22 protein-coding genes are annotated in these 20,381 nt (G+C 67.3%); 13 read left to right on the forward strand and 9 right to left on the reverse strand.

Annotated elements, in window-relative coordinates:
* Positions 1–18: 18 nt before the first annotated feature.
* The 10 genes from AB0E69_RS24620 (at position 19) to AB0E69_RS24665 (ending at position 10,451) form a co-directional block, all read left to right on the forward strand.
* A complete protein-coding gene (locus AB0E69_RS24620) occupies positions 19–930 on the forward strand; it encodes a nucleotidyltransferase domain-containing protein (protein ID WP_360150350.1) in 912 nt (303 codons plus the stop codon).
* Complete coding sequence (locus AB0E69_RS24625; protein ID WP_360150353.1) at positions 920–1,678, forward strand: nucleotidyltransferase domain-containing protein; 759 nt, start codon at positions 920–922, stop codon at positions 1,676–1,678. The genes AB0E69_RS24620 and AB0E69_RS24625 overlap by 11 nt, the downstream gene beginning before the upstream one ends.
* 128 nt (positions 1,679–1,806) lie before the next feature.
* Positions 1,807–3,930, forward strand: a complete 2,124-nt coding sequence (locus AB0E69_RS24630; protein ID WP_360150356.1) for an alpha-galactosidase — start codon at positions 1,807–1,809, stop codon at positions 3,928–3,930.
* 37 nt (positions 3,931–3,967) lie between these two features.
* Positions 3,968–4,912: a sugar ABC transporter permease gene (locus AB0E69_RS24635; protein WP_360150359.1), complete on the forward strand. Its 945-nt coding sequence runs from the start codon at positions 3,968–3,970 to the stop codon at positions 4,910–4,912.
* On the forward strand, positions 4,909–5,790 hold the full coding sequence (locus tag AB0E69_RS24640; RefSeq protein ID WP_360150362.1) for a carbohydrate ABC transporter permease: 882 nt from the start codon (positions 4,909–4,911) through the stop codon (positions 5,788–5,790). The genes AB0E69_RS24635 and AB0E69_RS24640 overlap by 4 nt, the downstream gene beginning before the upstream one ends.
* Positions 5,790–7,145 (forward strand): sugar ABC transporter substrate-binding protein, encoded by a 1,356-nt coding sequence (locus AB0E69_RS24645; protein ID WP_360150365.1) that lies wholly within the window; start codon positions 5,790–5,792, stop codon positions 7,143–7,145. Before AB0E69_RS24640 ends, AB0E69_RS24645 begins: the two co-directional genes overlap by 1 nt.
* A 171-nt stretch (positions 7,146–7,316) precedes the next feature.
* Positions 7,317–7,919 carry a DUF1707 domain-containing protein gene (locus AB0E69_RS24650; protein ID WP_360150367.1) on the forward strand — a complete coding sequence of 201 codons (603 nt, stop codon included), beginning with the start codon at positions 7,317–7,319 and terminating at the stop codon, positions 7,917–7,919.
* Entirely contained in the window at positions 7,916–8,329 is a 414-nt protein-coding gene (locus tag AB0E69_RS24655; protein ID WP_360150370.1) for a hypothetical protein, read from the forward strand. The genes AB0E69_RS24650 and AB0E69_RS24655 overlap by 4 nt, the downstream gene beginning before the upstream one ends.
* Positions 8,322–9,773, forward strand: a complete 1,452-nt coding sequence (locus AB0E69_RS24660) for a multicopper oxidase family protein (RefSeq protein WP_360150373.1) — start codon at positions 8,322–8,324, stop codon at positions 9,771–9,773. Before AB0E69_RS24655 ends, AB0E69_RS24660 begins: the two co-directional genes overlap by 8 nt.
* Before the next feature lie 12 nt (positions 9,774–9,785).
* Positions 9,786–10,451, forward strand: coding sequence for an SDR family NAD(P)-dependent oxidoreductase (locus tag AB0E69_RS24665; protein ID WP_360150376.1), 666 nt, complete (start codon positions 9,786–9,788; stop codon positions 10,449–10,451).
* Between the two features lies 1 nt (position 10,452).
* On the opposite strand, the gene AB0E69_RS24670 is transcribed toward AB0E69_RS24665, so the two are convergent.
* The 8 genes from AB0E69_RS24670 to AB0E69_RS24705 all read right to left on the reverse strand — a co-directional run bounded on the left by AB0E69_RS24670 (position 10,453) and on the right by AB0E69_RS24705 (position 18,742).
* A complete protein-coding gene (locus tag AB0E69_RS24670; RefSeq protein ID WP_360150379.1) occupies positions 10,453–10,638 on the reverse strand; it encodes a hypothetical protein in 186 nt (61 codons plus the stop codon).
* 84 nt (positions 10,639–10,722) lie between these two features.
* Positions 10,723–11,820 (reverse strand): sulfite oxidase, encoded by a 1,098-nt coding sequence (locus tag AB0E69_RS24675; protein WP_360150382.1) that lies wholly within the window; start codon positions 11,818–11,820, stop codon positions 10,723–10,725.
* Between the two features lie 60 nt (positions 11,821–11,880).
* Entirely contained in the window at positions 11,881–12,489 is a 609-nt protein-coding gene (locus AB0E69_RS24680; RefSeq protein WP_360150385.1) for a response regulator transcription factor, read from the reverse strand.
* Between the two features lie 42 nt (positions 12,490–12,531).
* Positions 12,532–13,668: a sensor histidine kinase gene (locus AB0E69_RS24685; RefSeq protein WP_360150388.1), complete on the reverse strand. Its 1,137-nt coding sequence runs from the start codon at positions 13,666–13,668 to the stop codon at positions 12,532–12,534.
* 24 nt (positions 13,669–13,692) lie between these two features.
* A complete protein-coding gene (locus tag AB0E69_RS24690; protein WP_360150391.1) occupies positions 13,693–14,427 on the reverse strand; it encodes an ABC transporter permease in 735 nt (244 codons plus the stop codon).
* Positions 14,424–15,326, reverse strand: coding sequence for an ABC transporter ATP-binding protein (locus tag AB0E69_RS24695; RefSeq protein ID WP_360150394.1), 903 nt, complete (start codon positions 15,324–15,326; stop codon positions 14,424–14,426). The genes AB0E69_RS24690 and AB0E69_RS24695 overlap by 4 nt, the downstream gene beginning before the upstream one ends.
* An 814-nt stretch (positions 15,327–16,140) precedes the next feature.
* Positions 16,141–16,587 carry a helix-turn-helix domain-containing protein gene (locus tag AB0E69_RS24700; protein ID WP_360150397.1) on the reverse strand — a complete coding sequence of 149 codons (447 nt, stop codon included), beginning with the start codon at positions 16,585–16,587 and terminating at the stop codon, positions 16,141–16,143.
* Between the two features lie 994 nt (positions 16,588–17,581).
* Positions 17,582–18,742, reverse strand: a complete 1,161-nt coding sequence (locus AB0E69_RS24705; protein ID WP_360150400.1) for a helix-turn-helix transcriptional regulator — start codon at positions 18,740–18,742, stop codon at positions 17,582–17,584.
* A 98-nt stretch (positions 18,743–18,840) separates the two neighbouring features.
* Between AB0E69_RS24705 and AB0E69_RS24710 the strand changes: the two genes are divergently transcribed.
* The 3 genes from AB0E69_RS24710 to AB0E69_RS24720 all read left to right on the forward strand — a co-directional run bounded on the left by AB0E69_RS24710 (position 18,841) and on the right by AB0E69_RS24720 (position 19,940).
* On the forward strand, positions 18,841–19,047 hold the full coding sequence (locus AB0E69_RS24710) for a hypothetical protein (RefSeq protein ID WP_360150403.1): 207 nt from the start codon (positions 18,841–18,843) through the stop codon (positions 19,045–19,047).
* Complete coding sequence (locus tag AB0E69_RS24715) at positions 19,047–19,244, forward strand: hypothetical protein (protein ID WP_360150406.1); 198 nt, start codon at positions 19,047–19,049, stop codon at positions 19,242–19,244. Before AB0E69_RS24710 ends, AB0E69_RS24715 begins: the two co-directional genes overlap by 1 nt.
* 183 nt (positions 19,245–19,427) lie before the next feature.
* The gene (locus AB0E69_RS24720) at positions 19,428–19,940 is read left to right on the forward strand and encodes a DUF2231 domain-containing protein (RefSeq protein ID WP_360150409.1); all 513 of its coding nucleotides are present in this window, start codon (positions 19,428–19,430) and stop codon (positions 19,938–19,940) included.
* Here the strand turns inward: AB0E69_RS24720 and AB0E69_RS24725 are convergent.
* On the reverse strand, positions 19,937–20,356 hold the full coding sequence (locus AB0E69_RS24725; protein WP_360150412.1) for a hypothetical protein: 420 nt from the start codon (positions 20,354–20,356) through the stop codon (positions 19,937–19,939). The genes AB0E69_RS24720 and AB0E69_RS24725 overlap by 4 nt on opposite strands.
* Positions 20,357–20,381: the final 25 nt, after the last annotated feature.

Raw genomic sequence — 20,381 nt, forward strand, 5'->3', positions numbered from 1 at the left:
CGATGAAACGATGTGGCCATGGTCGGACTGCAGCTCCCCGTCGGCACCCAGGTGGTGATCCGCGTCGCCGCGCCCGACGATCAGGGCGGTACGGCGCAACGCGGCGCGACCGGGCGGGTCGCGGGCATCACGCCCGACGGCCGGTACGCCGTACGGCTCGTCGACGGTCGGGAAACGACCGCGCGCCGTGACCAGCTGAGCCTGCGAACGGCGTACCAGGACGAGGCGATCGAGCTGGATCAGTCAGACGGCGATCGGCTGGTGCTGGAGCACTCGATCTACGCGGCCGTCGTCGGATCGCGGGCGTTCGGGCTGGACACCGACAACTCCGACACCGATACCCGTGGCGTGTACGTCGCCCCGACCGAGGCGTTCTGGTCGTTGGCCAAGCCGCCGACGCACGTGGACGGCCCGGCGGAGGAGTGGTTCTCCTGGGAGGTCGAGCGGTTCTGCGAGCTCGCGCTGAAGGCCAACCCGAACCTGCTCGAGGTCCTGCACTCACCGCTGGTGGTGCGGCAGACGCCGCTCGGCGAAGAGCTGGTCGGACTGCGGCAGTCCTTCCTCTCGCAGTTGGTGTACCAGACCTACTCTGGCTACGTGCTCAGTCAGTTCAAGAAGCTGGAAGCCGACTTCCGCCGCGACGGCCAGCCGAAGTGGAAGCATGTCATGCACCTGATCCGGCTGTTGCTCGCCGCCCGCAGTCTCTTGCTAGAGGCAACTTTGACTGTTGACGTCGGCCCCCATCGCGATCGTCTGCTCGCGGTGAAGCGCGGCGACCTGCCCTGGGACGAGGTCGAGCGCTGGCGTCTCAGCCTGCACGAGGAGCTGGACAAGGCCTTGCAGCAAACGATCCTCCCGGCCACTCCGGACGTCACGAAGGTCGACCGATGGTTGCGTGAGGTGCGGCGAAGGAGTCTCCGTGACGCGTGACATGCGCCGGCTCGACTACACCGAGCTCCGCGGCATCATGGGCGAGCAACCATATCCGTTGCTCTTCGCAACCGTCTCCGGCGCCCACCTGTATGGGTTCCCGTCCCGCGACTCCGACGTCGACCTCCGTGGCGTCCACGTCCTGCCGGCGGCCGAGGTGGTCGGCCTGCGGACAGGACCCGAGACCCTCGACCGCACCTGGTTCGAGAACGGGGCCGAGGTCGATCTCGTCACCCACGACCTTGCCAAGTTCGCCCGGCTGATGCTGCGCCGCAACGGCTACGTGCTGGAGCAGGTGCTCTCGCCGCTGGTGGTCAGTACGACCGAGGAGCACCAGGAGCTGATCGAGCTTGCGGCCGGCTGCATCACCAAGTGGCATGCGCACCACTACCGCGGGTTCGCGAAGACCCAGTGGGAGTTCTTCCTCAAGACCGGCGAGCTCAAGCCACTGCTCTACACGTTCCGCGTGCTGCTGACCGGTATCAACCTCATGCGCACCGGCGAGGTCCAAGCAGACCTCAGGCAGCTGCTGCAAATCGCGCCGGCCTATCTCCCCGAACTGATGGCCGCCAAGGCGGAGGCCGAACACGCGCCGCTCGACGGCCCGTCGCACGAGCAGTTCGCCGAAGACGTCGCCGCGCTCCAGGCTGTGCTCGACGAGGCCGAAGCGGTGAGCACTCTGCCGGATCGGGCGTCCGCAGAGCCCGGGTTGCACGACTTGCTCGTGCGGACCCGACTCAGCCGCTGACCTGCGGTCTTTTCCTTCGTTGTAGAGAGCCCTAGGCTACTTACTTTACTCCGTGAAGCATTGACATCCGCCGTCCCGGGGTAAATAGTTTCGTCTTGAAATCAATCAGAAAGCGGAGTGAATCAACAATGTCGAACATCGAGGTTCTGCAGCTCCGGTCCGCGTCCGTCAGCCTGGTGCTCGACTGCTCCGGGCCGGCGCTCCCGTCGATCCTGCACTGGGGTGCGGATCTGGGCGAGCTGACCGAGCACGCTCTGCTGGAACTGCGCCGCGGCGCGGGCGCGGTCCAGGACGGCAACGGCCTGGACGACAACCAACCGATCGCGATCATCCCGGAGTACTCCTCCGGCTGGTTCGGCCTCCCGGGCCTGAGCGGCCACCGCGACGGCCAGAACTTCTCCGCGAGCTTCAGCCTCACGAGCGTGGCGCAGACCGCGAACACCGTGCAGGTCGACGCGGTGGACGCCGACGCCGGGCTGGCCCTGAAACTGACGATCGAGCTCACCGACTCCGGCCTGGTCAAGGCCAAGGCCGATCTGACCAACACCGGCAGCACGCCGTACACCGTTGACGGACTGACCCTCGCACTCCCGGTCCCGACCGAAGCGACCGAGCTGCTCGACCTGACCGGACGTCACATCGGCGAGCGGCACCCGCAGCGCCACGCGTTCACCCAAGGCGCGCACCTCCGCGACAATCGCCGCGGCCGCACCGGCGCCGACGCGACCCTGCTGCTGATGGCGGGCACCCCTGGCTTCGGCTTCCGTCACGGCGAGGTCTGGTCGGTCCACACTGCCTGGAGCGGCAACCACCGCTCGTACGCCGAGCGCGGCATGAGCGGGTACGCCGTCATCGGCGGCGGCGAGCTCCTCCTCCCCGGCGAGGGCCGCGTCGAGCCCGAAGATACCTACAGCACCCCGTGGATCTACGGCTCGTACGGCGTCGGCCTCGACGAGGTCTCGCACCGCTTCCACGACTACCTCCGCGCCCGTCCGAACCACCCGCAGACCGCGCGTCCCGTCGTACTCAACACCTGGGAGGCCGTGTACTTCGACCTCGACCTGGACAAGCTGAAGGCGCTCGCGGACGCGGCCGCCGAGGTCGGCGCGGAGCGGTTCGTGCTCGACGACGGCTGGTTCCGTGGCCGCCGCAACGACCACGCCGGCCTGGGCGACTGGTACGTCGACGAGGGGATCTGGCCGAAGGGTCTGCACCCGCTGGTCGACCACGTGAAGAGCCGCGGCCTGCAGTTCGGCCTCTGGGTCGAGCCCGAGATGGTGAACCCGGACTCCGACCTGGCCCGCGAGCACCCGGAGTGGATCCTCGCCACCGGTCACCGGCTGCCGCCGACCGCGCGTCACCAGCAGGGCCTGAACCTCGGCATCCCGGCCGCCTACGACTACATTCTCGAGCGGCTCGACAGCATCCTGAACGAGTACGACATCGCGTACCTGAAGTGGGACCACAACCGCGACTTCGTTGACGGCGGCAACCAGCTCACCGGTACGGCGGGTATCCACGCGCAGACCGCGGCGGTGTACCGGCTGATCGACGAGCTGAAGCGCCGGCACCCGGGCCTGGAGATCGAGTCCTGCTCGTCCGGCGGCGCCCGGGTCGATCTCGGCATCCTGGAGCGCACCGACCGGGTCTGGGGGAGCGACAGCAACGACGCGCTCGAGCGGCAGACGATCCAGCGCTACACGCAGCTCCTGCTGCCGCCGGAGCTGATCGGCTGCCACGTCGGCCCGCCGCGCGCGCACACCACCGGCCGCACCCAGACGCTGGCCTTCCGCGCGACCACCGCGCTGTTCGGCCACTTCGGCATCGAGTGGGACATCGCCTCGGCCAGCCCCGAGGAGCGCGAAGAGCTCAAGGGCTGGGTCGCTCTGCACAAGGAGCTGCGGCCGCTGCTGCACACCGGCCGCGTTGTCCGCGCCGACCGCGGCCCGGAGGACGTCCTCGTGCATGGCGTCGTGGCGCCGGACGGTTCGCGGGCGGTGTTCAGCGTCGTACAGGTCGCGCAGTCGGTGACCTCGGGTGTCGGCCGGGTCAGGCTGCCCGGGCTCGACCCGCAGCGCACCTACCGGATCAGCAAGGTCGCGACACCCGGGCCGGAGTCGCGGTCCGTGGCCTGGCAGGCGGACGGTGGAAGCGTGGAGCTGAACGGCGCCGCCCTCGCCTCGGCCGGCGTACTCATGCCCGTGCAATGGCCCGAGAGCGCGATCTTGCTGGATGTGACTGCGGTCGGGTAAGCCCACCCGGCCGAGTGGACAGAGAAGGAGATCCCCCGTGACCGCCACTACCAACGCACCACCCAACGCAGAACGAAGTCACGGGGGACAGGCCGTGTCGCCGGGGAAGAGGCGCAGCCTGGGAGACCTCAAGGTCGCGATCGTCTTCCTCATCCCGGCCACGATCGGGTTCGTGGTCTTCTACATCTGGCCGACCCTTCGCGGTGCCTACCTGAGCTTCACCGAGTACAGCTTGCTCTCGGCCCCCAGATTCAACGGCCTGGCCAACTACGAGCGGATGGTCCAGGACAGCTTCTTCTGGAACGCGCTCGGCGTCACGGTCGAGTACGTCGTGATCAACATCGGCGTCCAGACCGTGCTCGCGGTCGGGATCGCGATGGTGATGTACCGGCTGACCAAGTCGATCACGGTCCGCGCGGTCATCCTGGCGCCGTACCTGGTGGCGAACGTCGTGGTCGCGCTGGTCTGGTACTGGATGCTCGACTTCCAGGTCGGCATCGTGAACCAGGCGCTCGGCTGGATCGGGATCGACCCGGTCGCGTTCTTCGGCGACTCGCACTGGGCCATCCCGACCGTCGCCGGGATCAACGTCTGGCGGCACATGGGGTACACGGCGCTGCTCGTCTTCGCCGGCCTCCAGACCATCCCGGCGTACGTCTACGAGGCCGCCGAGGTCGACGGGGCGTCGGAGTGGAAATCGTTCTGGCGGATCACGTTGCCGCTGCTCCGGCCTGTTCTGGTGATGGTCCTGGTGGTCACCATGATCGGGTCGTTCCAGATCTTCGACACGGTCGCCGTGACCACGCAGGGCGGTCCGATCAACGCCACGCGGGTCATCTACTACTACATCTACGAACGGGCGTTCACCCGCTTCGACTTCGGGTACGCCTCCGCGATGGCACTCGTGCTGTTCGTGATCCTGGCGGTCGTCTCGCTGGTCCAGCTGCGGCTGCTGCGGGCGCGGGAGAGTGATCTCGCATGAAGCGCGAGCTGACTGTCGGGCGCACGGTCGCCTGGGTCCTGCTGTTCATCCTGCTGATCGTCACGCTGTTCCCGTTCTACTGGATGCTGCGGACGGCGTTCTCCGACAACACGCAGCTGCCCGGTCACCCGAGCTCGCTGCTCCCGGTCGAGTCCACGCTCGGCGCCTTCAAGCGGGTGCTCGGCCTGTCCACGATCGAGGAGGCGCAGGCCCAAGGTGGTTCCGGCGCGGCCGTGAACTTCTGGCTGTACCTGCGGAACTCGTTGGTTGTGGCAACGATCACGACGGCCTGCCAGGTGTTCTTCAGCGCGATGGCGGCGTACGCGTTCGCCCGGCTGCGCTGGCCGGGGCGGGACAAGGTGTTCGCGCTGTTCCTGGCCGCGTTGATGGTGCCACCCATCTTCACCACGCTGCCGAACTTCGTGCTGATCAAGAACCTCGGGCTGCTGAACAGCTTCGCCGGCATCATCCTGCCGGGCGCGTTCATGACGCCGTTCGCGATCTTCTTCCTGCGCCAGTTCTTCCTCGGGATCAACCGGGAGCTGGAGGAGGCGGCGATGATCGACGGCGCCGGGCACCGGCGGATCTTCTTCGGGCTGATCATCCCGATGAGCGGTGCGCCGATCGCGACGCTGGCGATCCTGACCTACATCAACTCGTGGAACGACTACTTCTGGCCGCTGCTCGTCGGTCAGCAGGAGAACGTCCGGGTCCTGACCGTCGCGCTGGGGGTGTTCCGGTCGCAGACGCCGCAGGGCGGACCGGACTGGGCCGGGCTGATGGCGGCGACGCTGATCGCGGCGCTGCCGATGATCATCCTGTTCCTGGCCTTCGCCAAGCGGATCACCAACTCCATCGGCTTCTCCGGGATCAAATGATGACACTGACACGAAGGACCCTGCTGAAGGCAGGACTGGCCGCGCTCGCCGTGCCGTCCGTTGCCGCGTGCAACAACGGCGCCGCGGCGCGGGGTGACGGCGAGATCATCTACTGGCTGTGGGACTCGGCCCAGCTGCCGATGTACACCGAGTGCGCGAAGGTGTTCCACCAGCAGAACCCGCAGTACACCGTGAAGATCGAGCAGTACGGCTGGAACGACTACTGGTCGAAGCTGGTGACCGGGTTCATCTCGGACACCGCGCCGGACGTGTTCACCGGGCACTCGTCGAAGTACCCGCTGTTCGCGGACAAGGGCCAGGTGCTGCCGATCGACGACTACGTCAGCAAGGACAAGGTCGACCTGAGCATCTACCAGAAGGGCCTTGCCGACCGGTGGATCGGTGCCGACGGCAAGCGGTACGGCCTGCCGAAGGACTGGGACACCGAGGTCTACTTCTACAACAGCGCGTTCACCGAGGCGGCCGGGATCAGTACCGATCAGCTCAACTCGATGACGTGGAACCCGCAGGACGGCGGGACGTTCGAGCAGGTCGTCCGGCGGCTGACGGTGGACTCGAAGGGCCGGCGCGGTGATCAGCCCGGATTCGACAAGGACAACGTCAAGGTCTACGGGCTCGGGTACTCCGATGCCGGTGGTGGCGACGGCCAGACCAGCTGGAGCTGGTACGCCGCGAGCAACGGCTGGAAGTACTCCGAGGGCGAACCGTGGGGGACGAAGTTCTTCTACGGCGACCCGAAGTTCACCGAGACGATCGGGTGGTGGCGCAGCCTGATCGAGAAGGGCCTGATGCCGACGTACGCGCAGGCGAAGTCCGGGGTCGATGTGACCACCTCCTTCGGCGCCGGCAAGTACGCGATCACCCCCAACGGCTCCTGGATGCTGGGGACGTACGGCGGGCTCAAGCAGGTGAAGACGAAGCTCGCGCGGCTGCCGATCGGGCCGATCGGGAAGCGGGTGTCGATGATGAACGGCCTCGCGGACACGATCTGGGCCGGGACGACCCGGCGGGAGGCGTCCTGGGCCTGGGTGAAGTTCCTCGGCTCGCAGACCGCGCAGGACATCGTCGCGAAGGCGGGCGTGGTGTTCCCGGCGGTGGCGGCGAGCATGCCGCTGGCGAAGGCGGCGTTCGCGAAGAGCGGCTGGGACGTCACCCCGTTCCTGGAACCGGTCGAGGCGGGTGACGTCTTCGCGTACCCGGCCAACCCGAACGCGGCCGACGTGACCGCGGTGATGACCCCGGCGATGGACGCGGTCATGTCCTTCCAGGCCGACCCGGCGTCGTTGGGCAAGGCGAACAACGACGTGAACAAGATCCTGTCCGCCAACGCCTGAGGGTTTCCCCGGGTAGGGCCTACGCCCGGGGGAGTACGTCGTACTGCGTCCAGCGGTGCAGCGTGCTCCTCCGGGGGTAGGTGCGGTGCCGCCGACTGGGCGACGCGGTGCCGGGGGTTCGGACGACACGCTTGGTGCACATTGCAGGACTTCGAGCACCGAGGAGTTGTCATGAACGACGAAAGACCGGGCGGACCGCTCCGCATCGGCGACAACGAACGCGAAGAAGCCGTCACCCGCTTGGGCCAGCACTACGAAGCCGGCCGGCTGAGCGCGGAGGAGCACTCCGAGCGGGTCGAGAAGGCCCTCAAAGCCAAAACCGACGCCGACCTGACCGCACTCTTCACCGACCTCCCAGGCCCCCAGCAAGCCGCCGCCGGCGACAACGAGGCCTGGTCCGGCCCGTGGGGCTGGCGCAAACCCCCGTGGACGGCCCCCGGCAGCACCCCCGGAGACCGGGGCTCCGGCGCACCCTGGTCGGCAGCAGGCACCTCCACCCCACCGTGGGCGGCAGCGGGAAGTACTTCTGGTGGAACGGGACCGGGCGGGCGGGGCGGTCAGGCGGGTAGGGGATTCGGTCCGGGTCCGCAGTGGGCTGGGCGGGGGTTCTTCAGCCGCATGCCGCTTCCGTTGCTGATCGCGCTTGGAGTGTTGGGCGTGATGCTCTCCATTGGATGTGTGGCGTTTGGTGGGCATCCGCCGGTGTTGCCGGTTCTGCTGGTGGTGGCGGGTGTGTTGATCGTGCGGAAGCGGAAGATGGAGCGACGGGCATGAGGGCGGCGTACCGGTTCCTGGGCATGGCGATCGCCATCGCCGTCGTCCTGCAGATCGCCTCGATCGCGCTGTCCGGGTTCACCATCGCGAAGGACGCCGACGACGGGACCACGATCGGCGCCGATTACAGCAACTTCGGGCAGACCTACCACAGCATCGCCGGCATGGTGATCGGCCTGCTCGCGATCGTGTTCCTGATCGTGTCGTTCCTGACCGACGTACCGCGCGGGCGCATGCTGGCCGCGATCGTGGTCGGGCTGGTGGCGCTGCAGTTCCTGCTCGCGGTGGTGTCGTTCGGGCTGCCCGCGCTCGGGGTGCTCCACGCGATCAACGGTCTGGCGGTCGCCGCCGTCGCCAGCGCGGCCGGTCGGCGAGCCGCCGTACCGAACCAGCCTGTGACCAGTGCCTGAGGTCGAGAAGCGCCGGTGGGGTCGGCTGGTCGCCCTAGGAGTGGCCCTGGCGGTACTCGTACCGCTCGGGTACCTCTGGGCGACCAGCCTGGTCCCCAGCAAGTACAACCCGGCCGCCATGGGGTACGCCGACTACGGCGGCGGCCCGTCGACCGGACACGACCACAGCGCCGGAGGGACGAGCGTCGCGGACCTGACCGGCCCAGCGACCGGTACGCCGAACGTCGACGTGACACTGACTGCGCGCCAACAGAAGTACCAACTCGCGTCCGGCGAGACTGTCGACGGCTACACGGTGAACGGGACGTCGCCCGGTCCGCTGATCCGGGCGCGCGTGGGTGACCTCGTGCAGGTGACGTTCGTCAACGAGTCCGTGAAGGACGGCGCCACGCTCCACTGGCACGGGATCGACGTACCGAACGCGGAGGACGGTGTCGCCGGGGTCACGCAGAACGCCGTACCGGTGGGTGGGAAGCAGGTGTACCGGTTCAAGGCAACGCACGCCGGCACGTACTGGTACCACTCGCACCAGGTGTCGAGCGACGAGGTCAAGGGCGGGCTCTTCGGCACGATCGTGATCGCGCCGGCGGCTCCTGGCGAGGTGATCGCGGCGATCCACACGTACGACGGCAAGCGGACGATCAACGGGCGGACCGGATCTTCCCGCGTCGACCTCGCCGCTGGTACGACGGCGCGCGTACGGGTGATCAACACCGACAACGCGATCCTGCGGATCGGGCTGGTCGGGACGCCGTACAAGGTGGTCGCCGTGGACGGGCGCGACGTACATGGTCCGACGGCCGTGACGGCTGCTTATGCGTTGGCTGCCGGTGGACGGGTGGATCTCGAGGCGGTCGTGCCCGCCGGCGGGATGTGGTTCGTGGCCGGTGCGACGGCGTTATCGCTAGGAATCGGTCCGGTCGATCCTGCGCCGGCGGACTTGCCGGCGGACACGGTTGACCCGCTGACGTACGGCACGCCAGGACCGATCGGTTTCGACCCGGCCCGTGCGGACCGGACCTTCGAGTACCGGATCGGCCGCCGGGTCGGGTTCCTGGACGGGAAGCCGGGGCTGTGGTGGACGATCAACGGGCACAAGTTCCCGGACGTGCCGATGTTCATGGTGGCGCTGGGCGACACGGTCCGGATGAAGATCTCGAACACCAGCGGCCAGGCGCACCCGATGCACCTGCACGGTCATCACGCGGTCGTGCTGTCGCGCAACGGCGTACCGGCGTCCGGCTCGCCGTGGTGGGTCGACAGCCTCGAGGTCGGCAACAAGGAGACCTACGAGATCGCCTTCGTCGCCGACAATCCCGGCCTGTGGATGGACCACTGCCACAACCTGCCGCACGCGTCGCAGGGCCTGATGACCCACCTGATGTACGAAGGCATCACGACGCCCTACGAGGTCGGCGGTACGTCCGACAACCGACCGGAGTGACATCATGGCCGGATGCAGGTCGCCCTGGTCACCGGAGCAAGTCGTGGGATCGGCGCTGAGCTCAGCGCCCAGCTGCATCGGAAGGGGTGGATGGTCCTGCTCGGCGTCCGCTCGCTCGCCTCTGTGCGTGCGACGGACCGGATGATTCCGGTGCAGCTGGACGTGAGCAAGCCGGACGAGGTCACTGCGGCGGCGGAGTGGGTGGCGAGCCGGTTCGATCAGGTCGACGCGGTGGTGAACAACGCCGCGATCCTGTACGACAGCGGCTCGTGGGCGGTGTCGACCGATCTCGGGACCGTCCACGAGGCACTCGAGACCAACCTGTTCGGCGCGTGGCGGGTGTGTCAGGCATTCCTGCCGTTGCTGCGGCGAAGCGAGCACCCGCGGATCGTCAACGTTTCCAGCGAGGGCGGTTCGCTGAACCGGATGACCGGCGGTGCGCCGGCGTACAGCGTGTCGAAGGCAGCGCTGAACGCGATGACGCGACTGCTCGCGGGCGAGCTCCGCCGCGACCGCATCCTGGTGAACGCGATCTGCCCCGGCTGGACCGACACCGACATGGGCCAAGGCGGTCGTCCGGTCCGCGACGGCGCGGCCAGCGTGCTGTGGGGCGTCGAGCTCCCCGACGACGGACCGACCGGCGGCTTCTTCCGCGACGGCCGCCCGCTGCAGTGGTGAGCTAACCCGCGAGGTCCAGCCGCATCGTCGCAATCCGGGTGCAGGCGGCGTCGAGCGCGGCCTGCTGGGAGGCGTAGGAGCCCCACCAGAGCGGGCTGTCGGGCTGGGGATCGAGCTCGTCGTCGACGTCGGCGTACCACTCGCCGGCGGTCCGGAAGATCCGCGCATGAAGCTGAAGGTCGTTCACCGCACCACTCCTGGAAGTGAGAACCGTGTACTTCTTCAGGATGTGCCGCGGGAACGGCCTGGGCTTTGAGCGACACGCGGAGATTCAGGTCACGAGCACGCTGACCCGCTGCGCGGTGTTGTTGGCGAAGCCGCCGCGGTTCCAGTCCGCCTCGATCGGCTGCTCCCGGCCGCTGGCGTCGTACGCGCGCACCGTGAGCACGTGTTCGCCCGGCGTCGCCTCCCAGTCGTACGCGAACGCCCGCCAGGCGAGGTCGTCGTTGCCGGGGGCATCCAGTTTGGCCTCGTGCCAGTTCACGCCGGCGTCGGTGCTGACCTCGACCCGCTCGATCGGCGCCCAACCGGACCAGGCCCGGCCGAACAGCGGAACGGTGCCTGCGGCAACGAACCTGTGGCGGCTCATGAAGTCCGGGAAACCCGGCGGGACCAGCAGCGCCCGCGGCTCGATCCGCGTCACCGCGCGGCCCGGATCGTCAGGGGTCTGACGAATCACGTACGCGACCGCGTTCTGGAATCCGGCGAACTGGTGGTCGATCAGCTCGATCGACCGCAGCCACTTCACGCTCGCCATCCCGTACCAGCCGGGCACGACGAGACGCAGCGGGTAGCCGTGCTGCGGCGGCAGCGGTGCGCCGTTCATCTCCCAGGCCACGATCGCACCGGAGTCGATCGCCTCGGCCACGCTCAGCCCGCGTTGGTAATCCTGCTCGACACCGCGCTCCACACCGTGATCTGCGCCGGTGAACACGACGTCCACGGCGTCCTCGCGGATCCCGGCCAGCCGGAGCAGGTCGGACAGCAGCACGCCGGTCCACTCCGCCGTACCGACGGCCTCGCTCAGCCACGGCTGGCTGATCGGTCGCGGCTGCAACGCGGCCCGGCCGTTGCCCGCGCACTCGAGCGTGACCCGGACGGTACGGCGTCCCATCGCCCGCAACTCGGTCAGCCCGAACGACAGCGGTTGCTCGACGCACCCGTCCAGGCTCAGCCGCCACGTGGACGCGTTCGTTGCCGGAATGTCGTAGTGCACCAGGACGTAGTGCAGTCCCGGCGGCGTCACGTCGTACCGCAGACCCTCCATCGGCATGCCGTGGTTGCGCGCCGCCAGCTGCAACTCGTCGCTGGTGATGCCCTCCCCGGTGTCCGCCAACCGCCCCCGAACGCTGAACTGCTCGATCGACATCGCACATCCCTCCCCGCGACAAAGACTAATCGCGAAGCCTGGGCAAGACGAGTGCTTCGATCAGAGCCACCCGTTGTCGACGGCGATCCGGGCGGCCTCGGCGCGGGTTCGGGCGCCGGTCTTGCCGATGGCGGCGGAGAGATGGTTACGGACAGTGCCTTCGGACAGGTGCAGGTCCTTGGCGATGTCGGCCACGGTGCCGCCCTCGCGGGCAGCTCGCAGTACGTCGGACTCCCGGGCGGTGAGCGGGCTCGTGCCGGCGACCAGGGTCTCGGCGGCGAGTGACGGGTCGACCACGCGGAGCCCCTGGTGCACCCGCCGTACCGCGTCCGCGAGCTGGGTCGCGGGGGTGTCCTTGACGACGAACCCGGCGGCGCCGGCCTCCATCGCGCGGCGCAGGTACCCAGGGCGGCCGAACGTGGTCACCATCAGCACCCGGACGCCGGGTACGGCCTTGCGGAGGGCGGCGGCCGCCTCGATGCCGTCCAGACCGGGCATTTCGACGTCCAGGAGGGCTACGTCCGGCTTGGTCTCGCGCGCTGCATCGATCACCTCGTCGCCGCGGCCGACCTCGGACACCACCTCGAGGTCGGGCTCGAGGTCGAGCAGGGCGGCCAGCGCGCCCCGGACCAGCGCCTGGTCGTCGGCGATCAACAATCGGATGCTCACTGGTCTACCTCGAGAGTGCTCACAGGCCTACCTTGAAGGTGCTCACGGACCTACCTTGACAGCCAGCCGGAACCCGCCGCCGGGCGCCTGGCCGATCTGTACGCTCGCGTCGGCCTGGTTCGCCCGCTCGCGCAGTCCCATCAACCCGTGACCGGACGCTCCACCGCCGGGAGTCGGGCCCTTGCCGTCGTCGAGGACCTCGATCCGGTCCGCCTTGAACTTGATCGTGCAGCGCTTCGCGCCGGAGTGCCGGACGACGTTCGTCACGCCCTCGCGGATCACCCACGCGAACAGCTCGCGGTTCTCCTCGGGGACGACGTCGATCGTGGTCGGCAGGTCGGGCTTGATCTCGGCCGCCTGGAGCGCGGCCTTGGCGGCGACCAGTTCACCAGCGAGGCTCAGCTCGCGGTATCCGGCGACGGCCGCCCGTACGTCGGCCAGCGCCGCCCGGGCGAGCCCTTCGACGTCGGCCACCTCCGCGGCAGCGCGGGCCGGGTTGGCCTCGATCAGCTTGCCGGCGAGCTCGGCCTTGACCGTGATGACGGTCAGCGAGTGGCCGAGGATGTCGTGCAGGTCGCGGGCGAAGCGATTGCGTTCCTCCTGGACAGCGAGCTTGGCAATGTCCTCGCGGGCCGCGGTCAGCTCGATGCTGCGCTGGATCGCGCGGCGCATGCCGAAGACGGCGAGGGCGCCGAGGAAGACTGCGAACCCGTAGCTGCCGTCGTCCGTCCAGCCCGGGACGACGCGCATCGACACCTCGGCACCACCGAGCAGCAGGGCGACGAAGGCAACGGCGTACCGGAGGTCGAGGAGCATCATCGCGACCGAGCCGATGTAGACCAGGCCGGTCAGAGCTGTCTGCCCCGCGGTCGGGAGCATCAGCAGGCAGAGGCCCAGCATCAGCGCGAGGTAGCCGCCGCGCTGCCAGCCCGGCATCACGCCCTGGAGCGCGGTCCGGCGCATCAGGATGAAGAAGCCGAGGTAGCTTGCGCCGAACAAGAAGACGCTCAGGAACCCGAGCACCTCGACCGCGCCGCTCTGCGTCTTGGCGATCCGCGTCAACGGCTGGCTCAGGTAGAACAGCCAGACCCCGCCGGCGAGCCAGGCCCACCGGCCGGGGCCACGGCCCATCCGCGTGGCCATGCCGTCCAGGACGGTGGGGGGCTGATTCGCCTTCACGATGGTCACGGTACTGGTTGGTGCTCAGACCCGGGCTGTGTCCGCGCGGAAGCGGCGGAGGCCGATGAAGCCGAGCACCAGGGTCCAGCCCAGCACCACGAGCAGGGCCTGGGTGTCGACACCGCTCTCGGTCAGGGCGCTGCGCGACGTCAGCCCGGTCCAGTACGCCGGGGTGAGCTGGGCGATGTGCTTCATGATCGACGGCATCTGCTCGACCGGGTACCACAGGCCGCCGAAGGCAGCGATCAGCATGGTGCTCAGCCCCGTGATCGGCTGCACGCTGTCCGGCGTCGCGACGTACCCGATCACCAGGCCGATCGCGGCGAACGGGAGAGCGCCGAGCCAGGACACCAGCGCGACCGTCATCCACTGGCCGGCGCTCAGGTGTACGTGACCGAAGGTGACGCCGGAGAGGAAGACGACGATGAGCGGCGGGACGGCGAGCAGCAGGCTCAGGATCACCTTGTTGACGACGTACGCCTGCGGCTTGAGCGGGGTGAGGCGGAGCGTCCGGTTCCAGCCGCCGTCGCGTTCGGTCGCGATCACGCCGCCGCTGCTCATCGCGGCCGACATCGAACCGAACATCGCCATACTCACCATCACGTAGGCGACCGCGGAGATACCGCCCTCGCGGGCGTCCTTCGGGATCGTCGTACCGAAGATGCCGAACAGGATCAGCGGCATCAGGATCGAGAAGATCAGCACCCTGCGGTTCCGCAAGGTCCGGCGGATGTCGAACATCAGGTAGTCGCGGTTCATGCCAGGGTCTCCTCTTCGGCCGCGCTGATGGCGAGGACGGCGTCCTCGAGGTCGGCGGACGTCACTTCGATGTCATGGGCTCGGGTGTTGTCGAGCAGGTGGCGCAGGGTGCCGTCGGAGTCCGCGCACTGCAGCAGTACGACGTCCCCGCGGGTCTCCACATTGCGTACGCCGGGGAGCGACGCGAGGGCAGCGAGATCGGCGCCGGGGATCGTGGCGCGGATGGTCCGGCCGGAGACGCTCGCCTTGATCTGCGCAGCGGTGCCGTCGGCAACTACTTTGCCGTTGCGCATCAGGACGACGCGGTCGGCGTACGCGTCCGCCTCCTCCAGGTAATGGGTGGCGAACAGGACCGTCCGGCCGCGGGCGGTCTCGGCGTGCATCGACGCCCAGAAGTCCCGGCGCGACTCGACGTCCATACCGGTCGTCGGCTCGTCGAGGACGATCAGATCCGGCTGCGGGATGATCGCCATCGCGAACCGCACCCGCTGCTTCTGACCGCCGGACAGGGCCTTGATCTTGCGGTTGGTGAGGTCGGCGATCCCGGCCTGCTCGAGCGCCTCCTGCACCGGCATCGGGTGCTTGTGCAGTCCGGCGACGAGGTTGAGCAGTTCGCCCACCTTCGCGTCCTCGATGATGCCGCCGCTCTGCAGCATCACCCCGACCTGGCCTTTGGCGATGGCCTCAGTCGGACTTCCGTCGTACACCTGCACGGCGCCCTGGTCAGGCCTCACCAGGCCCAGCAGCATCTCGATCGTGGTCGACTTACCAGCCCCATTGGGCCCGAGCAGAGCCACCACCTCACCGGCCCGGATCGTCAGATCCACCCCAGCCACGGCCTGCACATCCCCATACCTCTTGGTCACACCCCGCAGGCTGACCGCATTACTCATCGTCATACCCAAACCCTCCCGCGGTTGCGCCTCCGGCTCCTCGATCACCCATCACAACCCACCCATGACATCCGTCAGCACGTATGCATGACACCCGACCCCGGACAGCCCCCGCGAAAGGACAGCGCTCCGCGCTGGCAGTTCTTTTACCGCCTCCGGCGGGTGCGGAAGGTGGTGACGCGCGGGGCTGATCACCCGAGCAACTGCTGATACGGACGGAAAGGACAGCGCTCCGCGCTGACAGACTTTTGCCGCCTTCGGCGGGTGCGGGAGGTGATGTCGCGCAGACCTGGTCACCCAAACATCTGGTGACCCGCGCGGAAAGGACAGGGCTTCGCCCTGGCTGTGTTTACCGCCTCCGGCGGGAGCGGGAGGTAGTGACGCGCGGACCTGATCACCCGAGCGAACTGCTGGTACGCACGGAAAGGACAGCGGTTCGCGCTGACAGATTTTGCTGCCTCCGGCGGGTGCGGGAGGTGGTGACGGGCGGGCCTGGTCACCCGAACAGACCGGGGATGCGTGTGGAAAAGACCGCACTGGCGCTGGTTGTTTATTGCCGCCTTCGGCGAGCGGCAACTGCTGTGACCGGACGAGGATGGTTGGCCGGGGTGGAGGTGGTGAGCGGTGGAAGGACAGGGTTCCACCATGGCTGGCCTTCTGCGCAAGTTCCTCGCTGAGCTCGACCACGCCAGCGTACCTGACGAGGCCCGACTGACCGGGGTTGTCGGCTTCAAGATGCAGCTGCAGAAGACAGTGCCAGCGGGTGAGCGTGGCAGATGCAACCCTGACGCAGATCGGCGTCGGCGAACCGCTGTTCTAATCAGTCCTTGGCGAATTTGGCCGCGGAGAACTTGCTCAGCGAGGCACGGACGATCAGGTAGTCGCGTGCAGGCTTGATCGCGTCGATCTTGCCGGTGTCGATCAGGTGCAGGACGTTCTGCCGGGTGAAGCTGAGCAGCTCGGCCGCCTTCGGCACGGAGATCAGCTCCGGGAGCTCGCCGATCGTCTCGCGCTGCTCGAGCACCTCTAGGGGTAGCGCATGTACGCCGATCGGCGGCGCGATGTCGCCAACGAGCGTCAGCGCGGTGCTCACGGCCTGGCGGAGCCCATTGGCTGGCACCGTCAGCCGCAGCACCATATAGCCAGCCACGTTCTCGGAGACGTTCACGGCCCAGTCGTCGAAGCGCTCGTGGATCCGAGCTACCTCGCCATTGCTGGTGCTGCGGTGGTCGAGCTCGACCTGCACGGCGTAGCCGATGTTCGGCATTCTGCATGTCCTTCCCTCAAGGCGAATCACAACGGAGGGCTGGGTCTCCGGGACCGTAAGCCTGCTCGGGACCCGTCGCCTACTGCTTGCTGTTGGGGCGATGCTTCCTGGCCCACAGAAACCGGGGCCGTCGTGCGTCGATTGCCAGTCGTCAGGGACTCCGAGAACGCTGCGGCGATGCGGAAGTCCCGGCGCACGATCACGTGCCCCTTGGACCACCGCTGCGCATCGAGCCTCTATGCGCCTTCACCGTCTCGGGCACGTCTTCGTTCGTTTCGTATCTCTTCTCGTTGACAAAGCCAGAGTACCGGAGATTTGTCCTAGGACAAATAGTTGAGAGGATTGGATTACAGATGGCGCCTTGGAGCTCAGAAGTCTGTTTCGGAACGTAAATTCTCGGTCAATTGAGTGGCGATGGTGGGCGGGTGCGGCAACGATCGGCGGACCCTTGTCCGGGAACTACATCCACCGACCGAAGGAGGCCCGGATGGCCGACCCACCAGAGGAGCCAGCAAAGAGGAGGTGGGCCAGGATCCTCAGGAGCGCATGGGATGCGACGCGGACGATCCTGGCCCTGGCCGCAGTGCTAAGCCATTGGCACAACGACTGCTGAGCCAACCAACTCGCCTGCGGAGGTCCGGACTGTTCGAGCAGGCCGGACCTCTACAGGGTAGAAGCAGCAGCCGCAGAGTCAACCGATCTCGACACACTGAGGCTAGACGGCCGTTTGACACCAGCGGTCGAAACCTCCTACCACCACGAAGCCACAGACGTTGACCAACAACGCTGTTGCGCCTGCCTCCCCGGTGAGCCCGCGGTCGCCTCCGAGGTGCAGCTGACCCAAGGTCGCGGCGTACCGATTGAAGGCTTTGATGTGTCTCACCTCAGCGCGATCCTGCGTAAGTACGGCATGGATGACTGTGCTGAGGTCGCCGATGACGTCCGCGACTACCCGAGTCGGAGATGAGGCCGGAGCTCAAGCGCTTGCCGGAGGTCAGACGGCTCGGAGGGCCTCTTCGAAGTCGCTGACTAGGCCTTCGTGGGGGAAGTGGTGTCTTAGTTCTTGGTCTAGTTCGCTGGCGATCATGCGTAGGTGGACTTTGCTTTGGCGGCCGTCGCGCAGGCCCTGTCTGCCTAGGTCTACGGCTTGTTCCAGGTCGCCGTCGCGGCCGGCAACGAAGCTCAGGGTCAGGCGGCACTCGGCGATTCTCATGGGGCTGACTTCGGTGCCGTCGGGGGCGATGTTGTCGTGGATGACGCCGCGCGCGTACTCGCTCGCTTGGTCGTTGTCGCCGGCCATGCGGTGGATGTCCATCGAGTAGTAGTCCCACTTTGCGGGGTCTACCTTGAAGTGGTTGTCGGGGCGGTCGGGGTACGGCAGGCGGGTCAGCAGGTCCCTGCCGGTCTCCAGGAGGTGATGAAGGCCGGATTGGCCGAGGCGTGCCTTTGCCTTCGCTTCCTGCGCCATCAGTTGGACGGTCACGAACGAGTTCGGAGCCGTGGCCTGGCCTTTGAGCGACGCATCGACGGCTTGGCGAAATCTGCCTTGGGTCAGCGCGAACCAGGCGGTCATCTCGTGACCCCAGCCGACGATCTCCGGATGACCTGCTTCGACGCCGAGTTGTACTGCGGCGACTCTCGTCGACTCAGCCGCCGTACCCATGCCGAGGTCGTACTCGACACACCCGGCCAGCAGGGCAAGCCAACCGCCGGCCACCAAGAGTTCCGTGTGAGCCTTCAGGCCGATCGGGCGTTTCAGTAGGGCTCCGACGTGACCCAGCCACTCGTGAGCTTCGCGTCGCAGGTCCAAGGCGTCTCTGCGGTTGTACTGGCAGCAGAGCTCCTCGATGGTCGAATGAAGGGACTCGATCGTGTTCGACGTCGTGTCCGAGGCCTGAATCCGGGAGACGAGTTCAGCCGTCTGCCATGGAGTGTCGTTCAGCTTCGCGGCGACCTCCTGGCGAGCAGCCGAGATGAGCTCGCCCTTGGCCCTCAGAGCCTGGTCGACCGTCCTGGCGAGATCCTCGGTTGGGACCTTCCTGCCGTTCTCGAGGTTGCTCAGGTACGACCTGCTGTAGTGCGTGGCACGAGCCAGGTCGCCGAGCGACCAGCCGCGGTGATCGCGATACTCCCGAAGCAGCTCTCCGAAGCTCACGCGACCAGTGTCACCCATCGTTTGTATCCCTGCATCCTGCGCGACCGGGATACACGGGAACGGTCGAAATCACGTTCTGTAACCGCCACGATGCAGACATGAACGACACGCGGGGCGTCGAGACGGACTCCAAGGGATGGCCGCTTCTCCGCAGCGCCCAGGACTTCGACTGCGACGGCAAGCACCCCATGACCAAGCGAAGCTGCGTCCTCGGTCATCACCACGGCTACCACCGGGACGAGACCGGAGCTGAGTGGCTCGACGAAGGAGACGAACAATGCGGCTGGCACGACCCTCGCGACTGATGCTCCGGACGGTAGGACTGAAGCTCCTTCGCTTCTCGCCGTGGCATCGCGGGTACGGCGAGGGATTCGACGGCGGGATTGGCGAGGCCGCGGCCTTCGTCGACGTGCTGCTCGCCACCAGCCCAGAAGCAACCATCCCGAGAACCGACGTCGAGGACCTCCGCACCCGGATCAAACGCGAAAGCAGCACCCACTAGCCGGTCAGGTCGGCATGTAAGCCCGTGATTCCCCCGCCTTGCCGACCTGACCTCTCCACCACCTGACGCGTCGCTAACAGGATGCCCGTTAATCCCGACGATCGGGGCCATCTGGTTTGTAACGCTGGGTGGCGGGCACCGAGATGGCCTACTGGGGTGTGTGAAGTGCTCGGAGGTTCGGCTATGAACAATCAGCAGAGTGGGTTGCAGCAGGCGAAGCGGCCGAGGTATGGGTTGGCGGGGCCTTATGGGCATCCGTTTCATCCGGTTTTGGTGACTGTGCCTATTGGGGCTTGGGTTGCGAGTTTGGTGTTTGATGTGGTGGCGTTGGTGGGGTCCGAGGAGGAGACGTTTGCTGAGGGCGCCTACTGGTTGATTGGGATTGGGGTGGTCGGGGCGCTGCTTGCGGCGGTGTTCGGGTTGATGGATTTGCTGGGGATTCCGCGGGGGACGCGGGCGTTCAAGACCGGGGTTACCCATATGGTGATCAACCTCGGAGTGGTCGTGTTGTTCGTGGTCAACTTCGCGGTGCGGGCGGCCGGTGAGTATGACGAAGCGACCGTTCTGGGGCTCGTGCTGACCGTGATTGCGCTTGGTGGGCTCGGGGTCTCCGGGTGGCTGGGTGGGAAGCTGGCTTATCACTACGGCGTGCGTGTTGCCGATGAGCAGACCCAGCGGGAGGGGTTTGTGAACTAGGAGCCGTGGCCGGGTTCGCCGGGAGTTTGTTCGTCGGCTTTCATTTCGGCTTCCAGTTGGTGGCGGCGGCCGTCGAGAAGGGCTTGGCGGATTGACTTTTCCGCGGCTTCGAAGGGCCGGAAGTAGGTGCCGTCGTAGTCTTCGACGATTTGGAAGGTCCAGCGCCGGTCGAGGGCGTTACGGCCGAGGATTTTGGTCTCCAGTTCGTCGGCGAGCTCGGGGTGGCCGGCTTCCCGGAGGAGGGTGATGGCTTCTTTGATTTCCTGGTCGCCTTTGCCGGTCAGTTGGTGGAACTCGTAGAGCGCGCCGCGAGCCCTGATGGTGGTTTCCAGCGCTTCGGTGACGGCGCCGACCGCCTTGACCGTGGCGTCGGTGACTCCCTCGGGGCGCTTCAGGTTCGCGGGCAGCTCGTCCATGCGGCCCCAGTACCCGCGCTCATAC

Source organism: Kribbella sp. NPDC026611 (genome assembly GCF_040638345.1).
Taxonomy (GTDB): Bacteria; Actinomycetota; Actinomycetes; order Propionibacteriales; family Kribbellaceae; genus Kribbella.

Bases quoted from the DNA above. Each gene is read 5' to 3' on its own strand.
- AB0E69_RS24715 (WP_360150406.1), top strand. From the start codon at position 19,047: ATGCTCCGGACGGTAGGACTGAAGCTCCTTCGCTTCTCGCCGTGGCAT.
- AB0E69_RS24630 (WP_360150356.1), top strand. From the start codon at position 1,807: ATGTCGAACATCGAGGTTCTGCAGCTCCGGTCCGCGTCCGTCAGCCTG.
- AB0E69_RS24675 (WP_360150382.1), bottom strand. From the start codon at position 11,820: ATGTCGATCGAGCAGTTCAGCGTTCGGGGGCGGTTGGCGGACACCGGG.
- AB0E69_RS24665 (WP_360150376.1), top strand. From the start codon at position 9,786: ATGCAGGTCGCCCTGGTCACCGGAGCAAGTCGTGGGATCGGCGCTGAG.
- AB0E69_RS24700 (WP_360150397.1), bottom strand. From the start codon at position 16,587: ATGCCGAACATCGGCTACGCCGTGCAGGTCGAGCTCGACCACCGCAGC.
- AB0E69_RS24620 (WP_360150350.1), top strand. From the start codon at position 19: ATGGTCGGACTGCAGCTCCCCGTCGGCACCCAGGTGGTGATCCGCGTC.
- AB0E69_RS24710 (WP_360150403.1), top strand. From the start codon at position 18,841: ATGAACGACACGCGGGGCGTCGAGACGGACTCCAAGGGATGGCCGCTT.
- AB0E69_RS24645 (WP_360150365.1), top strand. From the start codon at position 5,790: ATGACACTGACACGAAGGACCCTGCTGAAGGCAGGACTGGCCGCGCTC.
- AB0E69_RS24690 (WP_360150391.1), bottom strand. From the start codon at position 14,427: ATGAACCGCGACTACCTGATGTTCGACATCCGCCGGACCTTGCGGAAC.
- AB0E69_RS24725 (WP_360150412.1), bottom strand. From the start codon at position 20,356: ATGGACGAGCTGCCCGCGAACCTGAAGCGCCCCGAGGGAGTCACCGAC.
- AB0E69_RS24650 (WP_360150367.1), top strand. From the start codon at position 7,317: ATGAACGACGAAAGACCGGGCGGACCGCTCCGCATCGGCGACAACGAA.
- AB0E69_RS24655 (WP_360150370.1), top strand. From the start codon at position 7,916: ATGAGGGCGGCGTACCGGTTCCTGGGCATGGCGATCGCCATCGCCGTC.
- AB0E69_RS24695 (WP_360150394.1), bottom strand. From the start codon at position 15,326: ATGACGATGAGTAATGCGGTCAGCCTGCGGGGTGTGACCAAGAGGTAT.
- AB0E69_RS24720 (WP_360150409.1), top strand. From the start codon at position 19,428: ATGAACAATCAGCAGAGTGGGTTGCAGCAGGCGAAGCGGCCGAGGTAT.
- AB0E69_RS24640 (WP_360150362.1), top strand. From the start codon at position 4,909: ATGAAGCGCGAGCTGACTGTCGGGCGCACGGTCGCCTGGGTCCTGCTG.